The sequence below is a fragment of the Mycobacterium sp. NPDC050551 genome (assembly GCF_040674075.1).
GTDB lineage: Bacteria > Actinomycetota > Actinomycetes > Mycobacteriales > Mycobacteriaceae > Mycobacterium.
The window spans coordinates 13,048-28,986 of the sequence record NZ_JBFARC010000008.1; the positions used below are offsets into that span (position 1 = coordinate 13,048).

At 70.1% G+C, this 15,939-nt stretch carries 12 protein-coding genes; 8 read left to right on the forward strand and 4 right to left on the reverse strand.

The window, feature by feature from the left end; translation table 11 throughout:
• Window positions 1-79 precede the first annotated feature (79 nt).
• From AB0K11_RS26210 to AB0K11_RS26220, 3 genes are all read left to right on the forward strand, one after another.
• Entirely contained in the window at window positions 80-1,258 is a 1,179-nt protein-coding gene (locus AB0K11_RS26210) for an acetyl-CoA C-acetyltransferase (RefSeq protein WP_364984267.1), read from the forward strand.
• A 68-nt stretch (window positions 1,259-1,326) separates the two neighbouring features.
• A complete protein-coding gene (locus tag AB0K11_RS26215; RefSeq protein WP_364984270.1) occupies window positions 1,327-1,722 on the forward strand; it encodes a DUF3817 domain-containing protein in 396 nt (131 codons plus the stop codon).
• A 13-nt stretch (window positions 1,723-1,735) separates the two neighbouring features.
• Window positions 1,736-2,641: a tetratricopeptide repeat protein gene (locus AB0K11_RS26220; RefSeq protein ID WP_364984272.1), complete on the forward strand. Its 906-nt coding sequence runs from the start codon at window positions 1,736-1,738 to the stop codon at window positions 2,639-2,641.
• On the opposite strand, the gene glgB is transcribed toward AB0K11_RS26220, so the two are convergent.
• Together glgB and AB0K11_RS26230 are read right to left on the reverse strand one after the other, a co-directional pair.
• On the reverse strand, window positions 2,635-4,884 hold the full coding sequence (glgB, locus tag AB0K11_RS26225) for a 1,4-alpha-glucan branching protein GlgB (protein WP_364984274.1): 2,250 nt from the start codon (window positions 4,882-4,884) through the stop codon (window positions 2,635-2,637). The two genes, AB0K11_RS26220 and glgB, sit on opposite strands and share 7 nt — an antisense overlap.
• An 8-nt stretch (window positions 4,885-4,892) precedes the next feature.
• Window positions 4,893-6,980: an alpha-1,4-glucan--maltose-1-phosphate maltosyltransferase gene (locus AB0K11_RS26230; RefSeq protein WP_364984276.1), complete on the reverse strand. Its 2,088-nt coding sequence runs from the start codon at window positions 6,978-6,980 to the stop codon at window positions 4,893-4,895.
• 215 nt (window positions 6,981-7,195) lie between these two features.
• Here AB0K11_RS26230 and AB0K11_RS26235 point away from each other — a divergent pair, with 215 nt between their 5' ends.
• The 4 genes from AB0K11_RS26235 to AB0K11_RS26250 all read left to right on the forward strand — a co-directional run bounded on the left by AB0K11_RS26235 (window position 7,196) and on the right by AB0K11_RS26250 (window position 12,239).
• The gene (locus AB0K11_RS26235) at window positions 7,196-9,805 is read left to right on the forward strand and encodes a glycosyltransferase family 1 protein (protein ID WP_364984278.1); all 2,610 of its coding nucleotides are present in this window, start codon (window positions 7,196-7,198) and stop codon (window positions 9,803-9,805) included.
• Window positions 9,802-10,662 carry a virginiamycin B lyase gene (locus AB0K11_RS26240; protein WP_364984279.1) on the forward strand — a complete coding sequence of 287 codons (861 nt, stop codon included), beginning with the start codon at window positions 9,802-9,804 and terminating at the stop codon, window positions 10,660-10,662. The genes AB0K11_RS26235 and AB0K11_RS26240 overlap by 4 nt, the downstream gene beginning before the upstream one ends.
• 132 nt (window positions 10,663-10,794) lie before the next feature.
• Window positions 10,795-11,490 (forward strand): MspA family porin, encoded by a 696-nt coding sequence (locus tag AB0K11_RS26245; RefSeq protein WP_364984804.1) that lies wholly within the window; start codon window positions 10,795-10,797, stop codon window positions 11,488-11,490.
• A 62-nt stretch (window positions 11,491-11,552) separates the two neighbouring features.
• Window positions 11,553-12,239, forward strand: a complete 687-nt coding sequence (locus tag AB0K11_RS26250; protein ID WP_364984281.1) for a class I SAM-dependent methyltransferase — start codon at window positions 11,553-11,555, stop codon at window positions 12,237-12,239.
• Here AB0K11_RS26250 and AB0K11_RS26255 read toward each other — a convergent pair.
• Both AB0K11_RS26255 and AB0K11_RS26260 read right to left on the reverse strand, forming a co-directional pair.
• On the reverse strand, window positions 12,230-14,227 hold the full coding sequence (locus tag AB0K11_RS26255) for an ATP-dependent DNA helicase (RefSeq protein ID WP_364984806.1): 1,998 nt from the start codon (window positions 14,225-14,227) through the stop codon (window positions 12,230-12,232). The two genes, AB0K11_RS26250 and AB0K11_RS26255, sit on opposite strands and share 10 nt — an antisense overlap.
• A gap of 62 nt (window positions 14,228-14,289) precedes the next feature.
• The gene (locus AB0K11_RS26260) at window positions 14,290-15,585 is read right to left on the reverse strand and encodes a nicotinate phosphoribosyltransferase (RefSeq protein ID WP_364984283.1); all 1,296 of its coding nucleotides are present in this window, start codon (window positions 15,583-15,585) and stop codon (window positions 14,290-14,292) included.
• A gap of 47 nt (window positions 15,586-15,632) precedes the next feature.
• Here AB0K11_RS26260 and clpS point away from each other — a divergent pair, with 47 nt between their 5' ends.
• Window positions 15,633-15,935: an ATP-dependent Clp protease adapter ClpS gene (clpS, locus tag AB0K11_RS26265; RefSeq protein ID WP_364984285.1), complete on the forward strand. Its 303-nt coding sequence runs from the start codon at window positions 15,633-15,635 to the stop codon at window positions 15,933-15,935.
• Window positions 15,936-15,939: the final 4 nt, after the last annotated feature.

The following is a 15,939-nucleotide window of genomic DNA, read 5'->3' on the forward strand; positions in this document are numbered from 1 at the left end:
CCTAAGGGCCTCGGTTTCGATACTGACGGTCTAGTGGATAGCCTCGTCGGAGCCGCTCTAAACCGTGATGGAGGTTGGTATGACGACGTCGGTGATCGTTGCTGGAGCCCGCACACCGGTGGGCAAGCTGATGGGTTCGCTGAAGGACTTCTCGGGCAGTGATCTGGGGGCCGTCGCCATCAAGGCCGCCCTCGAGAAGGCGGGCGTCGCCCCGTCGGCCGTCGAGTACGTGATCATGGGCCAGGTGCTGACCGCAGGCGCCGGTCAGATGCCGGCCCGTCAGGCCGCGGTGGCGGCCGGTATCCCCTGGGACGTGCCTGCGCTGACGATCAACAAGATGTGCCTGTCGGGCATCGACGCGATCGCGCTGGCCGACCAGCTGATCCGCGCGGGGGAGTTCGACGTGGTGGTGGCCGGCGGCCAGGAGTCGATGAGCCAGGCGCCGCACCTCTTGGTGAACAGCCGCGCGGGATACAAGTACGGCGACGTCACCGCGGTCGACCACATGGCCTACGACGGCCTGCACGACGTGTTCACCGATCAGCCCATGGGCGCGCTCACTGAGCAGCGCAACGACGTCGACCAGTTCACCCGCGCCCAGCAGGACGAGTACGCGGCGCAGTCTCATCAGCGGGCGGCCGCGGCGTGGAAGGACGGGGTGTACGCCGACGAGGTGGTGCCGGTGTCGATCCCGCAGCGCAAGGGCGACCCGCTCGAGTTCACCGAGGACGAGGGCATCCGGGCCAACACCACCGCCGAGTCCCTGGCCGGGCTCAAGCCGGCGTTCCGCAAGGACGGCACCATCACCGCGGGGTCGGCGTCGCAGATCTCCGACGGCGCCTGCGCCGTCGTCGTGATGAACAAGGCCAAGGCCGAGGAGCTTGGCCTGACCTGGCTCGCCGAGATCGGCGCCCACGGCGTGGTCGCCGGCCCCGACTCCACATTGCAGAGCCAGCCGGCCAACGCCGTCAAGAAGGCGATCGCCAAGGAGGGCATCACCGCCGACCAACTCGACGTGATCGAACTGAACGAGGCATTCGCGGCAGTCGCGCTGGCCTCCACCCAGGAGCTCGGCGTCGACCAGGAGAAGGTGAACACCAACGGTGGCGCGATCGCGATCGGCCATCCGATCGGGATGTCCGGCGCCCGCATCACCCTGCATGCCGCGCTGGAACTGCAGCGCACCGGCGGGAAGTATGCGGTGGCCGCGCTGTGCGGTGCGGGCGGTCAGGGTGACGCCCTGATTCTGCGCCGCTGAGGTTGCGCGGTCGCTCGGCGGCACCGCGCTACGACGGGGTGTAGTAGCTGACTCCCCGATCGGGCACAATGGCGGCCATGACACGTGCTCTCGATCTGCGCTCGGTGGCCGGATGGCTGCGTCTGGTGGGTCTGCTGGAGGCGGTGAGTTGGGTCGGTCTGCTGGTCGGGATGTACTTCAAGTACGTCGGCAGCCCGAGCACCGAGATCGGCGTGAAGATCTTCGGGCCCATCCACGGCGGCATCTTCATCGGGTTCGTCGTGGCGGCGGTGGCGGCGGGCGTGACGTTCCGCTGGGGTGTCACGACGTGGTTGCTGGCGTTGCTGGCCAGCGTCGTGCCGCTGGCCACTGTGATCTTCCTCATATGGGCCGATCGCACCGGCCGGATGGGGCCCGTCACCGCGTCCGCGGTGGGGTCGGCGCCGATCCCGCAACCGGGCCGGACGGCGTCGGAAACGACGTGACAGACTTGGACACGTGACTCGTCCACGACCTTCCGTCGGGCCCGCACTGGCCGGTGCGGTTGACCTTTCGGCGCTCAAGCAGCGCGCCGCCGCACCCACCGAAGCCGCCTCGTCCGGCGGCCCCGGTGGCGCACACGTCTCCGAGGTCACCGAGGCCAACCTCGAAGCCGAGGTGCTGGTCCGGTCCGGCCAGGTGCCCGTGGTGGTGCTGCTGTGGACGCCGCGCAGCGACGCCAGCGTCGCGCTCGGCGAGGCCCTCGCGGCGCTCGCGGCCGACGACGGCGGCACGTGGTCGCTGGCCCTGGTGAACGTCGACACCACACCGCGGGTGGCGCAGATGTTCGGTGTGCAGGCGGTGCCCACGGTCGTCGCACTGGCAGGCGGGCAGCCGATCTCGAGCTTCCAGGGTGCTCAGCCCGCAGAGCAGTTGCGCGGCTGGATCGACTCGCTGCTCGAGGCGACCACGGGAAAACTCTCCGGCACAGGCGATCCCGATCAGCCCGAACAGGTCGACCCCGCGGTCGCGCAGGCCCGCGAGCACCTCGACGCCGGTGACTTCGACGCCGCCCTTTCGGCGTACCAGGCGATCCTGGCCGCCACCCCGAATCACCCGGAGGCCAAGGGCGCGGTGCGCCAGATCGTGTTCCTGCAGCGCGCCACCGCCCACGATCCCGACGCGGTCACAACGGCCGACGCCGCCCCCGACGACATCGACGCGGCATTCGCCGCGGCCGACGTTCAGATCATGCAGCAGCAGGTCGAGCCCGCGTTCGACCGGCTGATCGCGCTGGTCAAGCGCACCGCCGGCGACGACCGCACCAAGGTCCGCACACGGCTGATCGAACTGTTCGACCTGTTCGACGCCGCCGACCCCGAGGTCATCGCCGGCCGGCGCAAGCTGGCCAACGCGCTCTACTGAACGTCGCCGGACCCGAGTTCGGGTTGCTCGTATTCGAACCACAGCGCGGCCAGAGGCGGCAGCACCATCACCGCGGATGCCGGGCGGCCGTGCCAGGGATCGTCGGTGGCCTCCACCGCGCCGAAGTTGCCGATGCCTGAGCCGTGGTACACGTCGGCGTCGGTGTTGAGCACCTCGCGCCAGGTCCCGGTCTGCGGCAGGCCGAGGCGGTACCTCGAGTGCTCGGCGCCGGAGAAGTTGAACACGCAGGCCATCACCGAGCCGTCATCGCCGTAGCGCAGGAAGCTCAGCACGTTGTTGGCCGAGTCGTTGGCGTCGATCCAGGAGTAGCCCTCCGGCGTGGTGTCGCGCGACCACAGCGCCCGGCGGCTGCCGTAGATGCCGTTCATGTCGCGCATCATCCGCAGGATGCCGTCGGAGAAGCCCTGCTCGTCGAGCTGCCACCAGTCAACGCCGCGCTCTTCGGACCACTCGGCACGCTGGCCGAACTCCTGACCCATGAACAGCAACTGCTTACCCGGGTGCGCCCACTGGTAGGCCAGCAGGCCGCGGATCCCCGCCGCCTTGGCGTGGTCGTCGCCCGGCATCCGGCCCCACAGCGTCCCCTTGCCGTGCACCACTTCGTCGTGGCTGATCGGCAGGACGAAGTTCTCGCTGAACGCGTAGATCATCGAGAAGGTGATCTCGTGGTGGTGGTAGCTGCGGTGGATCGGGTCGCGGCTGATGAACGCCAGCGTGTCGTTCATCCAGCCCATGTTCCACTTCATCGAGAAGCCGAGGCCGCCGAGATTCGTCGGCCGCGTGACGCCGGGCCATGAGGTGGACTCCTCGGCGATCGTGACGATGCCGGGCGCGACCTTGTGCACCGTGGCGTTCATCTCCTGCAGGAACTGCACCGCCTCGAGGTTCTCCCGGCCGCCGTAGATGTTGGGCGTCCAGCCGCCTTCGGGGCGCGAGTAGTCCAGGTAGAGCATCGACGCCACGGCGTCGACCCGCAGCCCGTCGATGTGATACTCCTGCAGCCAGTACAGCGCGTTGGCCACCAGGAAGTTGCGCACCTCGGACCGGCCGAAGTCGAAAACGTAAGTGCCCCAGTCCAACTGCTCACCACGGCGCGGGTCGGCATGTTCGTAGAGCGCGGTGCCGTCGAACCGGCCGAGCGCCCACGCGTCCTTCGGGAAGTGGGCGGGCACCCAGTCCACGATCACGCCGATCCCGGCCCGGTGCAGCGAGTCGACCAGGTGCCGGAACTCGTCGGGACTGCCGAACCGCGACGACGGCGCGTAGTACGACGTGACCTGATAACCCCAGGAGCCGCCGAACGGATGCTCGGCGACCGGCAGCATCTCGACGTGGGTGAAGCCCTGCTCGACGACGTACTGCGTGAGCTGGTCGGCGAGTTCGGTGTAACTGAGGCCCGGCCGCCACGAGCCGAGGTGCACCTCGTAGGTGCTCATCGGCTCGAACACCGGATTGCGCAGCGCGCGACGCGCCATCCAGTCCTCGTCGGCCCACGTGTAATGGCTCTGCGTGACACGCGAAGCCCGCTGCGGAGGCACCTCGGTGGCGAAGGCCATCGGGTCGGCCCGCTCGGTGACCACGCCGTCGGCGCCGTGCACCCGGAACTTGTACAGCCCGTCGGCGGGAAAGTCGGGCCAGAACAGCTCCCACACGCCCGTCGAACCCAGCACCCGCAGCTGCGCCTCGGTGCCGTTCCAGTGGTTGAAATCGCCGATCAGGCTGACGCCCTTGGCATTCGGCGCCCACACCGCGAACGAGACACCCTCGACCACGCCGTCGGCCGTGGTGAAGCTGCGCGGATGCGCGCCGAGCACCTCCCACAGCCGCTCGTGGCGGCCCTCGGAGAACAGGTGCAGATCCACCTCGCCGAGGGTCGGCAGGAACCGGTAGGCGTCGGCCGTGTGGTGCACGTGCGGGGTTTCGCCGCCGTGGTCGTAGCTGACCTCGAGCCGGTAGTCGACCAGTCCGGTGAAGGGCAGCGCCACCGCGAACAGGCCGGCCTCGATGTGGGTGAACGCGTGCCGTTCGCCGCCGACGATCGCGACCACCTCGAGGGCGTGCGGCCGGAAGGCGCGCAGCACCGTGTGATCGTCGTACTCGTGCGCGCCGAGCACCGAGTGCGGGTCGTGGTGTTCGCCGGACAGCAGGCGGTTCAGGTCCGCGGTGTGGGGCCGCAGATGCGGACTGGTGACCTCGTTGGTCACGTCGGGGGCCTTAGCCATGGTGTCGATCACTCCCTACGAAGCAGGTTGAGTCGTTGTTCGGCCGGTATCTGGGGCATGTTGAACACGTGTGCCACCGCCTTGGCGGGATCGAGCCGCACGTAGTTCGACTGACCCCACTGGTACTCCTCGCCGCTGATCTCGTCGCGCACCCAGAAGCGGTCGTAAGGTTGCATTCCCAATGCGGCCATGTCCAACCACACGGTGGCCTCCTCGGGCCCGAACGGGTTGAGCGTCACCACCACCAGCACCTGGTCACCGGTGACCGGGTCGAACTTGCTGTAGGCCATGACCGCGTCGTTGTCCGGGTAGTGGAACGCGATGGTGCGCAGCTCGTGCAGCGCCGGGTGCACACGGCGGATCTCGTTGAGCCGGGTGATGAACGGCTCCAGCGACTCGCCGTCGGCGAGGGCCGCCTCGAAGTCGCGGGGCCGCAGCTCGTACTTCTCCGAGTTCAGGTACTCCTCGCTGCCCTCCCGGACCGCGCGGTGTTCGAAGAGCTCGAAGCCCGAATACACGCCCCAGGTGGAGCTCATCGTCGCCGCCAGCACAGCGCGGATGGCGAACATGCCTGGCCCGCCGTGCTGCAGGCTCTCGTGCAGGATGTCGGGTGTGTTCACCCACAGGCTCTGCCTGCAGTAGTCGGCGTGCTCGGCGATCTGCCGGCCGAACTCGGTGAGCTCCCATTTCGCGGTGCGCCAGGTGAAGTACGTGTAGGACTGCGTGAAGCCCAGCTTGGCCAGGCCGAGCAGCCGCGCCGGCCGGGTGAACGCCTCCGCGAGGAACAGCACGTCGGGATCCTCGCGCTTGACCTCGCCGATCAGCCACGCCCAGAAGTTCGGCGGCTTGGTGTGCGGGTTGTCGACGCGGAACACCTTGACGCCGTGCGACACCCAGTACCGCACCACCCGGAGCACTTCCTCGTAGAGCCCGGCCGGGTCGTTGTCGAAGTTCAGCGGATAGATGTCCTGGTACTTCTTCGGCGGGTTCTCCGCGTACGCGATGGTTCCGTCGGGCAGCACGGTGAACCACTCCGGGTGGTCGCGGGCCCAGGGGTGGTCGGGGGCGCACTGCAGGGCGAGGTCGAGTGCCACCTCGAGGCCCTCGTCGCGCGCGGCGGCGACGAACCCGTCGAAGTCCTCGATCGTGCCGAGGTCCGGATGCACGGCGTCGTGGCCGCCCTCGTCGCTGCCGATCGCCCACGGCGAGCCCACGTCATCGGGGGCCGCCGTCACGCTGTTGTTGCGGCCCTTGCGGTGCACCTTGCCGATCGGGTGGATGGGCGGCAGGTAGACGATGTCGAAGCCCATCCTGGCCACCCGGGGAAGTGCCTTGGTGGCGGTGGCGAACGTCCCGTGCACCGGATGGCCCTGGTTGTCCCAGCCGCCGGTGGACCGCGGGAACAACTCGTACCAGGAGCTGAACCGGGCCAGCGGCCGGTCCACCCACACGCCGTATTGCTCACCGCGGGTGACCAATTCGCGCAGCGGGTATTCCGCGAGCATCTCCATCAGGTCCGGGGCGAGGGCCGCGCCCGCACGGGTGAACGGATCACCCGGCTCGCGCAGCCGGGCCGCCGCCTCGGCCAGCGGGAACCGGTCCTGGCGCGGCACACCCGTGGCCGCGCGGTCCAGCAGCTTGGCGCCGATCAGCAGATCGTTGTCCAGCTCGGCTTCGCTCTGGCCGGCGTCGAGCTTGGCGGTGACCGCTTTTCGCCACGTCGCGATCGGGTCGCCCCAGCCGTCCACCCGGTATGTCCACAACCCCACCCGGTCGGGCACGAACTGTCCGTGGAAGACGTCGGGTGTGCGCCCCGGCGCCATCGGCAGGGCCTGTGGCCGCACCTTCGCCTGCGGGTTGACGACCTCCTGGATCGGCACGGGTTCGCTCGGGCTGACCCGGACCGCCGGTGCCTCGGCGAGGTCGGGGTAGTTGGTGCCGTGATAGCGCACCACCAGGGTCGCCGCCACCGCGTCGTGGCCCTCGCGCCACACCGTGGCCCGGACCGGAACCACCTCGCCGACGACCGCCTTGGCCGGATACCTGCCGTTTGACACGACGGGCGCGACGTCATCGATACCGATACGACCGGCCACCCACCTGCTCCTCACACTGGCGCGGCCACCGGGACCGCGGATGTTCGAGATCGAGGTACGAGAAAGCTCGTACGAACGCCGCGGTGGTCTGATGCCGACACCGCGAAGTCCCTGAGCGCCCTATACCCACCGTAGTGTCCGGCCCAATCAAACGAACACGATCGGATGTGGGCAGCGGACTGCGCCGCCCGGATTTGTCAGTAAGGTTGAGTCACGTGAAAGCCCTGAGAAGGTTCACTGTCCGCGCCCATCTCCCGGATCGGTTGTCGGCGCTGGAACGGCTGTCCATCAACCTGCGCTGGTCCTGGGACAAGCCCACGCAGGACCTGTTCGAGGCCATCGACCCGGACCTGTGGCGGCAGCTCGGCTGCGATCCGGTGGCGCTGCTCGGCGGGGTCAGCCCGAAACGTCTCGACGCCCTCGCCGTCGACGAATCCTTCCTGCGCCGGCTCGACGGGCTGGCCGCCGATCTGGACGACTACCTGACCCGCCCGCTGTGGTACCAGCAGCAGGTCTCCGAGGGCACCGCGCTGCCCAACGGCATCGCGTACTTCTCGATGGAGTTCGGTGTCGCCGAGGTGCTGCCGAACTACTCCGGCGGCCTGGGCATCCTCGCCGGCGATCACCTCAAGTCGGCGTCCGACCTCGGCCTGCCGCTCATCGCGGTCGGCCTGTACTACCGGTCCGGCTACTTCCGGCAGTCGCTGACCGCCGACGGGTGGCAGCGCGAGAACTATCCGTCGCTGGACCCGCAGGGCCTGCCGCTGCGGCTGCTCACCGACGCGGCGGGCAACCCGGTGCTGGTGGAGCTGGCGCTGCCCGACGACAACCCGCTGCGGGCCCGGGTGTGGATCGCGCAGGTCGGCCGGATCCCGTTGCTGCTGCTCGATTCCGACATCCCGGAGAACGACCACGACCTGCGTGGCACCACCGACCGGCTCTACGGCGGCGACCAGGAACACCGCATCAAGCAGGAGATACTGGCCGGCATCGGCGGGGTGCGGGCGATCCGGGCGTACACCGAGGTCGAAGGGCTGCCCTCGCCGGAGGTCTTCCACATGAACGAAGGCCACGCGGGATTCCTCGGCGTCGAACGCATCCGCGAGTTGATCGACGCCGGGCTGGACTTCGACACCGCGCTCACCGTGGTGCGCTCCTCCACCGTGTTCACCACCCACACGCCGGTGCCCGCGGGCATCGACCGGTTCCCCGTCGAGATGGTCAAGCGCTACTTCGGCAGCGCGCCGGGCACCCCGGCGGGCGCGAACTCCCGGCTGCTGCCAGGGGTTCCGCTGGACCGGGTGATCGCGTTCGGGGAAGAGGACGACCCGGCGAAGTTCAACATGGCCCACATGGGGTTGCGGCTTGCCCAGCGCGCCAACGGGGTGTCGCTGCTGCACGGACGGGTCAGCCGCGAGATGTTCAACGAGCTGTGGCCGGGCTTCGACCCGAACGAGGTCCCCATCGGATCGATCACCAACGGTGTGCACGCGCCGACCTGGGCGGCGCCCGAGTGGATCGAACTGGGTCGGGAGATGCTCGGCGCGGACAACCTCGACTCGCTGCGCGAGCCCGACACCTGGCAGCGGTTGCAGGAGGTCGACTCCAGCCACCTGTGGTGGATCCGGTCGAAGCTGCGACGGGCTCTGGTCGAGGACGTCCGGGCGCGGGTGCGCCGCTCGTGGCTGGAGCGCGGTGCCTCCGATGCCGAACTCGGCTGGATTGCCACGGCTTTCGATCCGGATGCGCTCACCATCGGGTTCGCTCGCCGGGTGCCGACCTACAAGCGGCTGACGTTGATGCTGCGTGACTCGGACCGGCTCGAGCGGCTGCTGCTCGACACCGAGCGGCCGATCCAGCTGATCGTGGCGGGCAAGTCGCACCCCGCCGACGACGGCGGCAAGGCGCTGATCCAGCAGATCGTCAAGTTCGCCGACCGGCCCGAGGTGCGGCACCGCATCGCGTTCCTGCCCGACTACGACATGTCGATGGCACGGCAGCTGTACTGGGGCTGCGACGTCTGGCTGAACAATCCGCTGCGGCCGCTGGAGGCGTGCGGCACGTCGGGGATGAAGAGTGCGCTCAACGGCGGACTCAACCTGTCGATCCGCGACGGGTGGTGGGACGAGTGGTATGACGGCGAGAACGGTTGGGAGATCCCGACTGCCGACGGGCTGGCCGACGAGACCCGCCGGGACGACCTCGAGGCCGCCGCCCTCTACGACCTGCTCGAGAAGTCGGTGACACGGAAGTTCTACGACCGCGACGAGCACGGGGTGCCGACCAGGTGGGTGGAGATGGTCCGGCACACCCTGCAGGCGCTGGGGCCGAAGGTGCTCGCGTCGCGGATGGTGCGCGACTACACCGAGAAGTACTACGCGCCCGCGGCCCGGTCGCTGCGCAAGACCGTCGAGCCGGTGAACGGGACGGCCTTCGGTGCGGCCGGGGAGCTGGCCGACTACCGGCGGCGTGCCGCCCAAGCATGGCCGAAGATCCAGATCACCGACGTGGACAGCTACGGCCTGCCGGACACACCGCTGCTGGGCTCCGAGCTCACGCTGACCGCCAACGTCCAGCTGGCCGGCCTGCGACCCGACGAGGTCACCGTGCAGGCGGTGCTGGGTCGCGTCGACGACAGCGATGCGCTGAAGGACCCGGCGACGGTGGCGATGGCGCACACCGGAACCGCCGACGGCGGCACCGAGGTGTTCTCCACCACCACCCCGCTGCCGGTGGCGGGGCCGGTGGGCTACACGGTGCGGGTGCTGCCGCACCACCCGCTGCTGGCCGCGGACAACGAACTCGGCCTCGTCACGCTGGCGTGAGCCGAGCACTGAAGGTCGCACTCGAGGGCGGGCCGTACGCCCTGGCAGCCGGTCCGGACCGGGCGATCTGGGTGACGCTCGTACACGGCGGCGCCGTCGCCCGGATCGGCGGGGACGGCCGGCCGGACGACGACGTGACGGTGTATCCCGTCGGGCCCGGGTCCAGACCGTCGCTGATCACCGCGGGCCCGGACGGCGCGATGTGGTTCACCCGCACCGGAGACGACCGGATCGGGCGGATCACCACCGACGGGGAGCAGACCTCCTACCCGGTGGCCGACGACAGCGGACCGTACGGCATCACCGCGGGCCCCGACGGTGCGCTGTGGTTCACCGGGACCACATCCGGGGAGATCGGCCGCATCTCCACCGACGGCCAGGTCACCCGCGAGGCCGGGCTCGGCGGCTTCCCCGCGATGATCACCGCCGGTCCGGACGGTGCGCTGTGGTTCACGCTCAACCAGGGCAACGCCGTCGGCCGGCTCGAACCGGCGGGTGACCTGACGGTGCGCGAGGTGCCGACCAGCGGCGCAGGTCCGGTCGGCATCGCCGCCACCCACGACGACGCGGTGTGGTTCACCGAGATCCTCGCCGAGAAACTGGGCCGCATCCCGATGGACGGGCCGATCGAGGAACTCGAGCTGCCCGGCAAGCCGCACGCGGTGATCGCCGACCCCTCCGACGGGGTGTGGGTGAGCCTGTGGGGATCCAGCCAGATCGCCAGGGTGAGCGGCGACGGCGAGGTGGTCACCATCGATCTGCCGCCCGGCAGCGAGCCGCACGGGCTCGCGATCGGTCCGGACGGGGCGCCGTGGATTGCGCTGGAGACCGGGTTCGTGCTGCGGCTGCCGATCTGACGTTGCGGACGATCTGGCGGCTATCCGTAAACCCGTGACGTCGGTCGCGGTAGGTTCGGCGCTGTGACGGATCGGGGACGGTGGTGGCGGGCACTCACAGCGGTGGCCGCGGCGGGATGTGTGTGCGCGACGCTGGGCGGGCTGACGCCGACGGCGGCCGCCGAACCCGAACCGCAGCCGGTCGCCGCCGACGCCCCGCCTGCGGAGGGTGCGCCGCCCCCCGAGGGTGCGCCGCCGCCCGATCCGGGTCGCATCGAGTCGACGCCGCCGGCCACCGTCACCACCCCCGACGACTGGGTGCTGACACTGTCGGCGCGCGACGAGACGCAGGCGATCATTCCGCCGCTCACCACGGCGCTGTCCTCGCGCGAGTACGTCGTGGGCGGCACCTATGACGGCGAGCTGTCCGGACCCGACGACGGTGAACCGCCGCACGGCACCCTCGAGGTGGGCTACGAGATCGGCTGCGGCATCGACATGAGCACCTCCAACGGCGTCTCGCTGACCGCGACGGCGGGCATCAACCCGTCGATCGGCGTGATCGGCACCGACTTCATCTCGCCGATCCCGGACGGCATCGTCCCCGGGCTGGGCGGCAACCTGGGCGGCGGTGTCACGGTCGGTCTCAAGCCCGGCATCATCAACATCGTGCCGGTCACCAAGAAGGAGTTCACCGGCGCCGACCCGTGGGTCATGATCAGCAACTTCCGGGTGAAGATCGACGGTTGCGTCGGTGAGTCGTTCATCCGTTCCTACGCCTTCCTGACCCGCTCGACCGATCAGTCCGACGCGGTGCTGGCCTGGTACGGCACCACCAAGAAGGTCTGACGGCGTTTGCCTGAACGGCAACTCTCGTTGCCGTGCTGACGGTTCCTGCCGAGACTGGCCGGATGAGCGACGACACGAGCGTGTTCCACCAGTTGCAGTTCGCCGACGACTACGCCGACAACCCGCCGCGATTCGTGCCGGGGTACCGGGAGATCCACCGCCTGGCGGCGATCCTCATCTCCGAACGGGCGCCCGAGCGGGCGCGGGTGCTGGTGCTCGGAGCGGGCGGCGGCCTGGAGATCAAGGCGTTGGCCGAGGCGCGGCCGGGGTGGACCTTCGACGGTGTCGACCCGGCGCGGCCGATGCTCGACCTGGCCGAGAAGACCCTGGGGCCGTTGGCGTCCCGCGCCCGGCTGCACGAGGGCTACATCGACGACGCACCGAACGGGCCCTTCGACGCCGCGACGAGCTTCCTGACGCTGCACTTCCTGGGGCCCGACGAACGCCGCCGCACCGCCGCGGAGGTGCGCCGCCGGCTGGCTCCCGGGGCGCCCTTCGTCGTGGCTCACATGAGCCTTCCGCAGCGCAACGCCGACGAACGCGCGATGTGGTTGTCCCGCTACGCCGAATATGCACACGACTCGGGCATCAGCCGGGAGATCACCGAACGCGCCCGCGCCACAGTCGAATCCGACGTTCCGATACTGACGCCGGAGCAGGACGAGGCCATTCTGCGGGACGCGGGCTTCACCGACGTCGTGCAGTTCTACTCGGCGTTCACCTTTCGCGGCTGGGTCGGCTACGCCTGATCCCGCAGCCGTTCCAGCGCACCGCGCACCCGTGCGCTGTCGGTGGTGGCCCAGAACGGCGGCAGCGACGCCCGCAGGTAGCCGCTGTAGCGTGCCGTCGCCATCCGGGAGTCCAGCACCGCCACCACGCCGCGGTCCTCGGTACCGCGCAGCAACCGGCCGGCGCCCTGGGCCAGCAGCAGGGCGGCGTGGCTGGCCGAGACCGCCATGAACCCGTTGCCGCCGTGGGCGGTGACGGCGCGCTGGCGCGCGGTCAGCAGGGGGTCGTCGGGCCGTGGGAACGGGATGCGGTCGATGAGCACCAGTGACAGCGAGGGCCCGGGCACGTCGACGCCCTGCCACAGTGACAGCGTGCCGAACAGTGACGTGGCCGCGTCCGCCGCGAAGCGCTCCACCAGCGCCGACGTGGTGTCCTCGCCCTGGCACAACACCGGTGTGTCGAGCCGGTCGCGCATGATCTCCGCCGCGGCGCGGGCGGCACGCATCGACGAGAACAGCCCGAGGGTGCGCCCGCCCGCCGCGGTGATCAGTCCCGCGATCTCGTCGAGCTGTTCGGCCGAGCCGGTGCCGTCGCGGCCCGGTGCGGGCAGATGCGCTGCGACGTAAAGGATCCCGGTCTTGGCGTGTTGGAACGGTGATCCGACGTCGATGCCGCGCCAGGCCGGTGGGCTGGAGCGTAGCGACTCGGGGGAGGCGGAGGCATCTTTTTCGCCGCCCTTGAGTCCCCATGCGCCTGCCATGGCCTCGAAGTTGCCACCGACGGTCAGCGTGGCCGACGTCAGCACGGCCGTCGAGTGCTCGAACAGCCTCAGGCGCAGCAGGCCGGCGACCGACAGCGGGGCCACCCGCAGCACCGCGCGCACGTTGCCGCGGTTGTCCTCATGGTCGAGCCACACCACGTCGGTGCGGTCGGGGATCGCCGGGCCGAAGGAGTCCAGGATGCGTGACGCGGTGTCGCCGACGTCGGTCAGTGCGGTCGCCGCCTCGGATCGCGCCGCCGCCGCCTTCGGGTCGGCGGGGGAGGTGTCGATCGCCGAGCGGGCGCGGTGTGCGGCGTCACGCAGCGCGGTGAGATGAGTGGCCAGTTCGTCGTCGAGCCGGTCCATCCGGCCCGGCGAGGTGTCGTGGATGACCGAGGCAAAGGTGGTGGCCGCGGCCTCCAGGCGTTGTGCGAGTTCGGCGTCGATCAACCGCGCGGCCCGCCGGTGGGCGATGCCCAGCGACGTCGCGGACAGCTCCGCGGTCGCCACCGACGTCACCCTGTCCACCAGGTCGTGGGCCTCGTCGACGATCAACAGCCGGTGCTCGGGCAGCACCGCCGCGTCGGAGATGGCGTCGATGGCCAGCAGCGCATGGTTGGTGACCACCACATCGGAGTGTCCGGCCTTGTCGCGGGCCCGTTCGGCGAAGCAGTCGGTGCCGAACGGGCACCGCGCGACCCCGATGCACTCGCGCGCAGAGACGCTGACCTGGCTCCACGAGCGGTCCGGTACACCGGGTTTCAGCTCGTCGCGATCACCGGTCTCGGTGTCCGACGACCATGCGGTGAGCCGCTTGACGTCACGGCCCAGTGCGGTGGCGGCGACGGCGTCGAACAGCTCGTCCTGCGGCCGGTCCTCCGGTTCGGTCGAACCCGTCGACCCGTTGTGGATCTTGTTCAGGCACAGATAGTTTCCCCGCCCCTTGAGGAGTGCGAACGTGGGCCTGCGGGGGAGTGCGCCCGCGAGTGCGTCCGCCAGCCGGGGCAGGTCGCGGTCCACCAGCTGGCGCTGCAGCGCGATCGTCGCGGTCGACACGACCACCGGCTCCTCCGCCGCGACCGCCCTGGCGATCGCCGGCACCAGGTAGGCCAGCGACTTGCCGGTACCGGTACCCGCCTGCACGGCAAGGTGCTCGCCCGTCTCGAAGGCCCGCGCCACGGCCTGCGCCATCTCGACCTGCCCGTCGCGGCGTGCGCCGCCCACGGCGGCCACCGCGGCGTCCAGCAGAGCCGTGACGTCGTCGACGGCCCGTGTGCCGGTGGCGTGTGCGTCGGCGCCCGTGATTCCTCCTAGGCCATGCGGGTCGGGATCGCGGGCTCGCCCCGGGAGAGCTTGAGACCGTCCCACGGCAGGCTGCCCAGACCGGCGGCCACCAGGCTGCGGCCGGCATCCAGCCCGGGGTCGCCGACGGGCTGCCCGGCGCGCACCAGCTCGACGGTCAGCGGGCTGGACTCCAGGCCGTCGTGATCCGCGGGCGGCCTGCCCGCCGGGTGCACCACTTCCTCGACGATGGTGCCCGACGGCTTGGCGAGCCGTAGCGCCTGCTTGCGTCCGCCGTGGGACTCCTTGTGGCTGCTGCGTTTCGCCACCGGCAGACCGTCGACCTCGACGAGCTTGTAGACCATGCCGGCCGTGGGTGCGCCCGACCCCGTCACCACCGACGTGCCGACGCCGTAGCTGTCGACCGGCTCGGCGCGCAGCGCGGCGATGGCGAATTCGTCGAGGTCGCTGGAGACCACGATCCTGGTTCCGGTGGCGCCGAGTCCGTCGAGCTGCTCGCGGACCTGGCGCACCAGCACGCCGAGCTCGCCGGAGTCGATGCGCACCCCGCCCAGCGCCGTGCCGGCCACCTCTACGGCGGTGGCCACCCCGGCGGTGATGTCGTAGGTGTCGACCAGCAGCGTGGTGTCCACGCCGAGGGCGTCGACCTGCGCCCGGAAGGCGGCCGCCTCGTCGGGCCCGTCCGCGGTGGTGTGCAGCAGGGTGAAGGCGTGTGCGCTGGTGCCGAGGGCGGGCACACCGTGGCGGCGCTGCGCCTCCAGGTTCGACGTGCCACTGAAGCCGGCGAGGTACGCGGCGCGCGCCGCGGCGACCGCCGCCTGCTCGTGGGTGCGCCGCGAACCCATCTCGATCAGCGGGCGGCCCTCGGCGGCGCTGACCATCCGGGCCGCGGCTGAGGCGATGGCGCTGTCGTGGTTGAACACGGAGAGCGCCAGCGTCTCGAGGATCACGCACTCGGCGAAGGTGCCGTGCACCGACAGCACAGGAGAACCGGGGAAGTACAACTCACCCTCGGCATAGCCCTCGACGTCGCCGCCGAAGCGGTAGGACGACAGATAGGACAGCGTGTCGGCGTCGAGGAACTCCGACACCGACTCCAACGCCGCATCGTCGAAGGTGAACTGCGCCAGCAATTCCACGAACCGCGCGGTGCCGGCCACCACCCCGTAGCGGCGGCCTTCGGGCAGCCTCCGGGCGAAGACCTCGAACGTGGTGCGCCGGTGGGCGGTGCCGTCGCGCAGCGCGGCGGCCAGCATCGTCAACTCGTACTTGTCGGTCAGCAGCGCGGCCGTCACAGCTGCCACGGTAGTGGTCGGCGAGGCGGATCCACCACATCGGTATCCTTGCGGGCATGGTGACGCCGGCGAAGGCCCGACCGGGAACTCGCGAGGAGCGTGACGTCGCGACCGGAGCGGCCACCGACACCCCGTGGGTGACCATCGTGTGGGACGACCCCGTCAACCTGATGACGTACGTGACCTACGTTCTGCAGAAGCTGTTCGGCTACGACGAGCCGCACGCCACCAAGCTGATGCTGCAGGTGCACAACGAGGGCAAGGCGGTGGTGTCGGCGGGCAGTCGCGAGTCGATGGAGGTCGACGTGTCCAAACTCCACGCCGCGGGCCTGTGGGCCACGATGCAGCAGGACCGCTGATCCG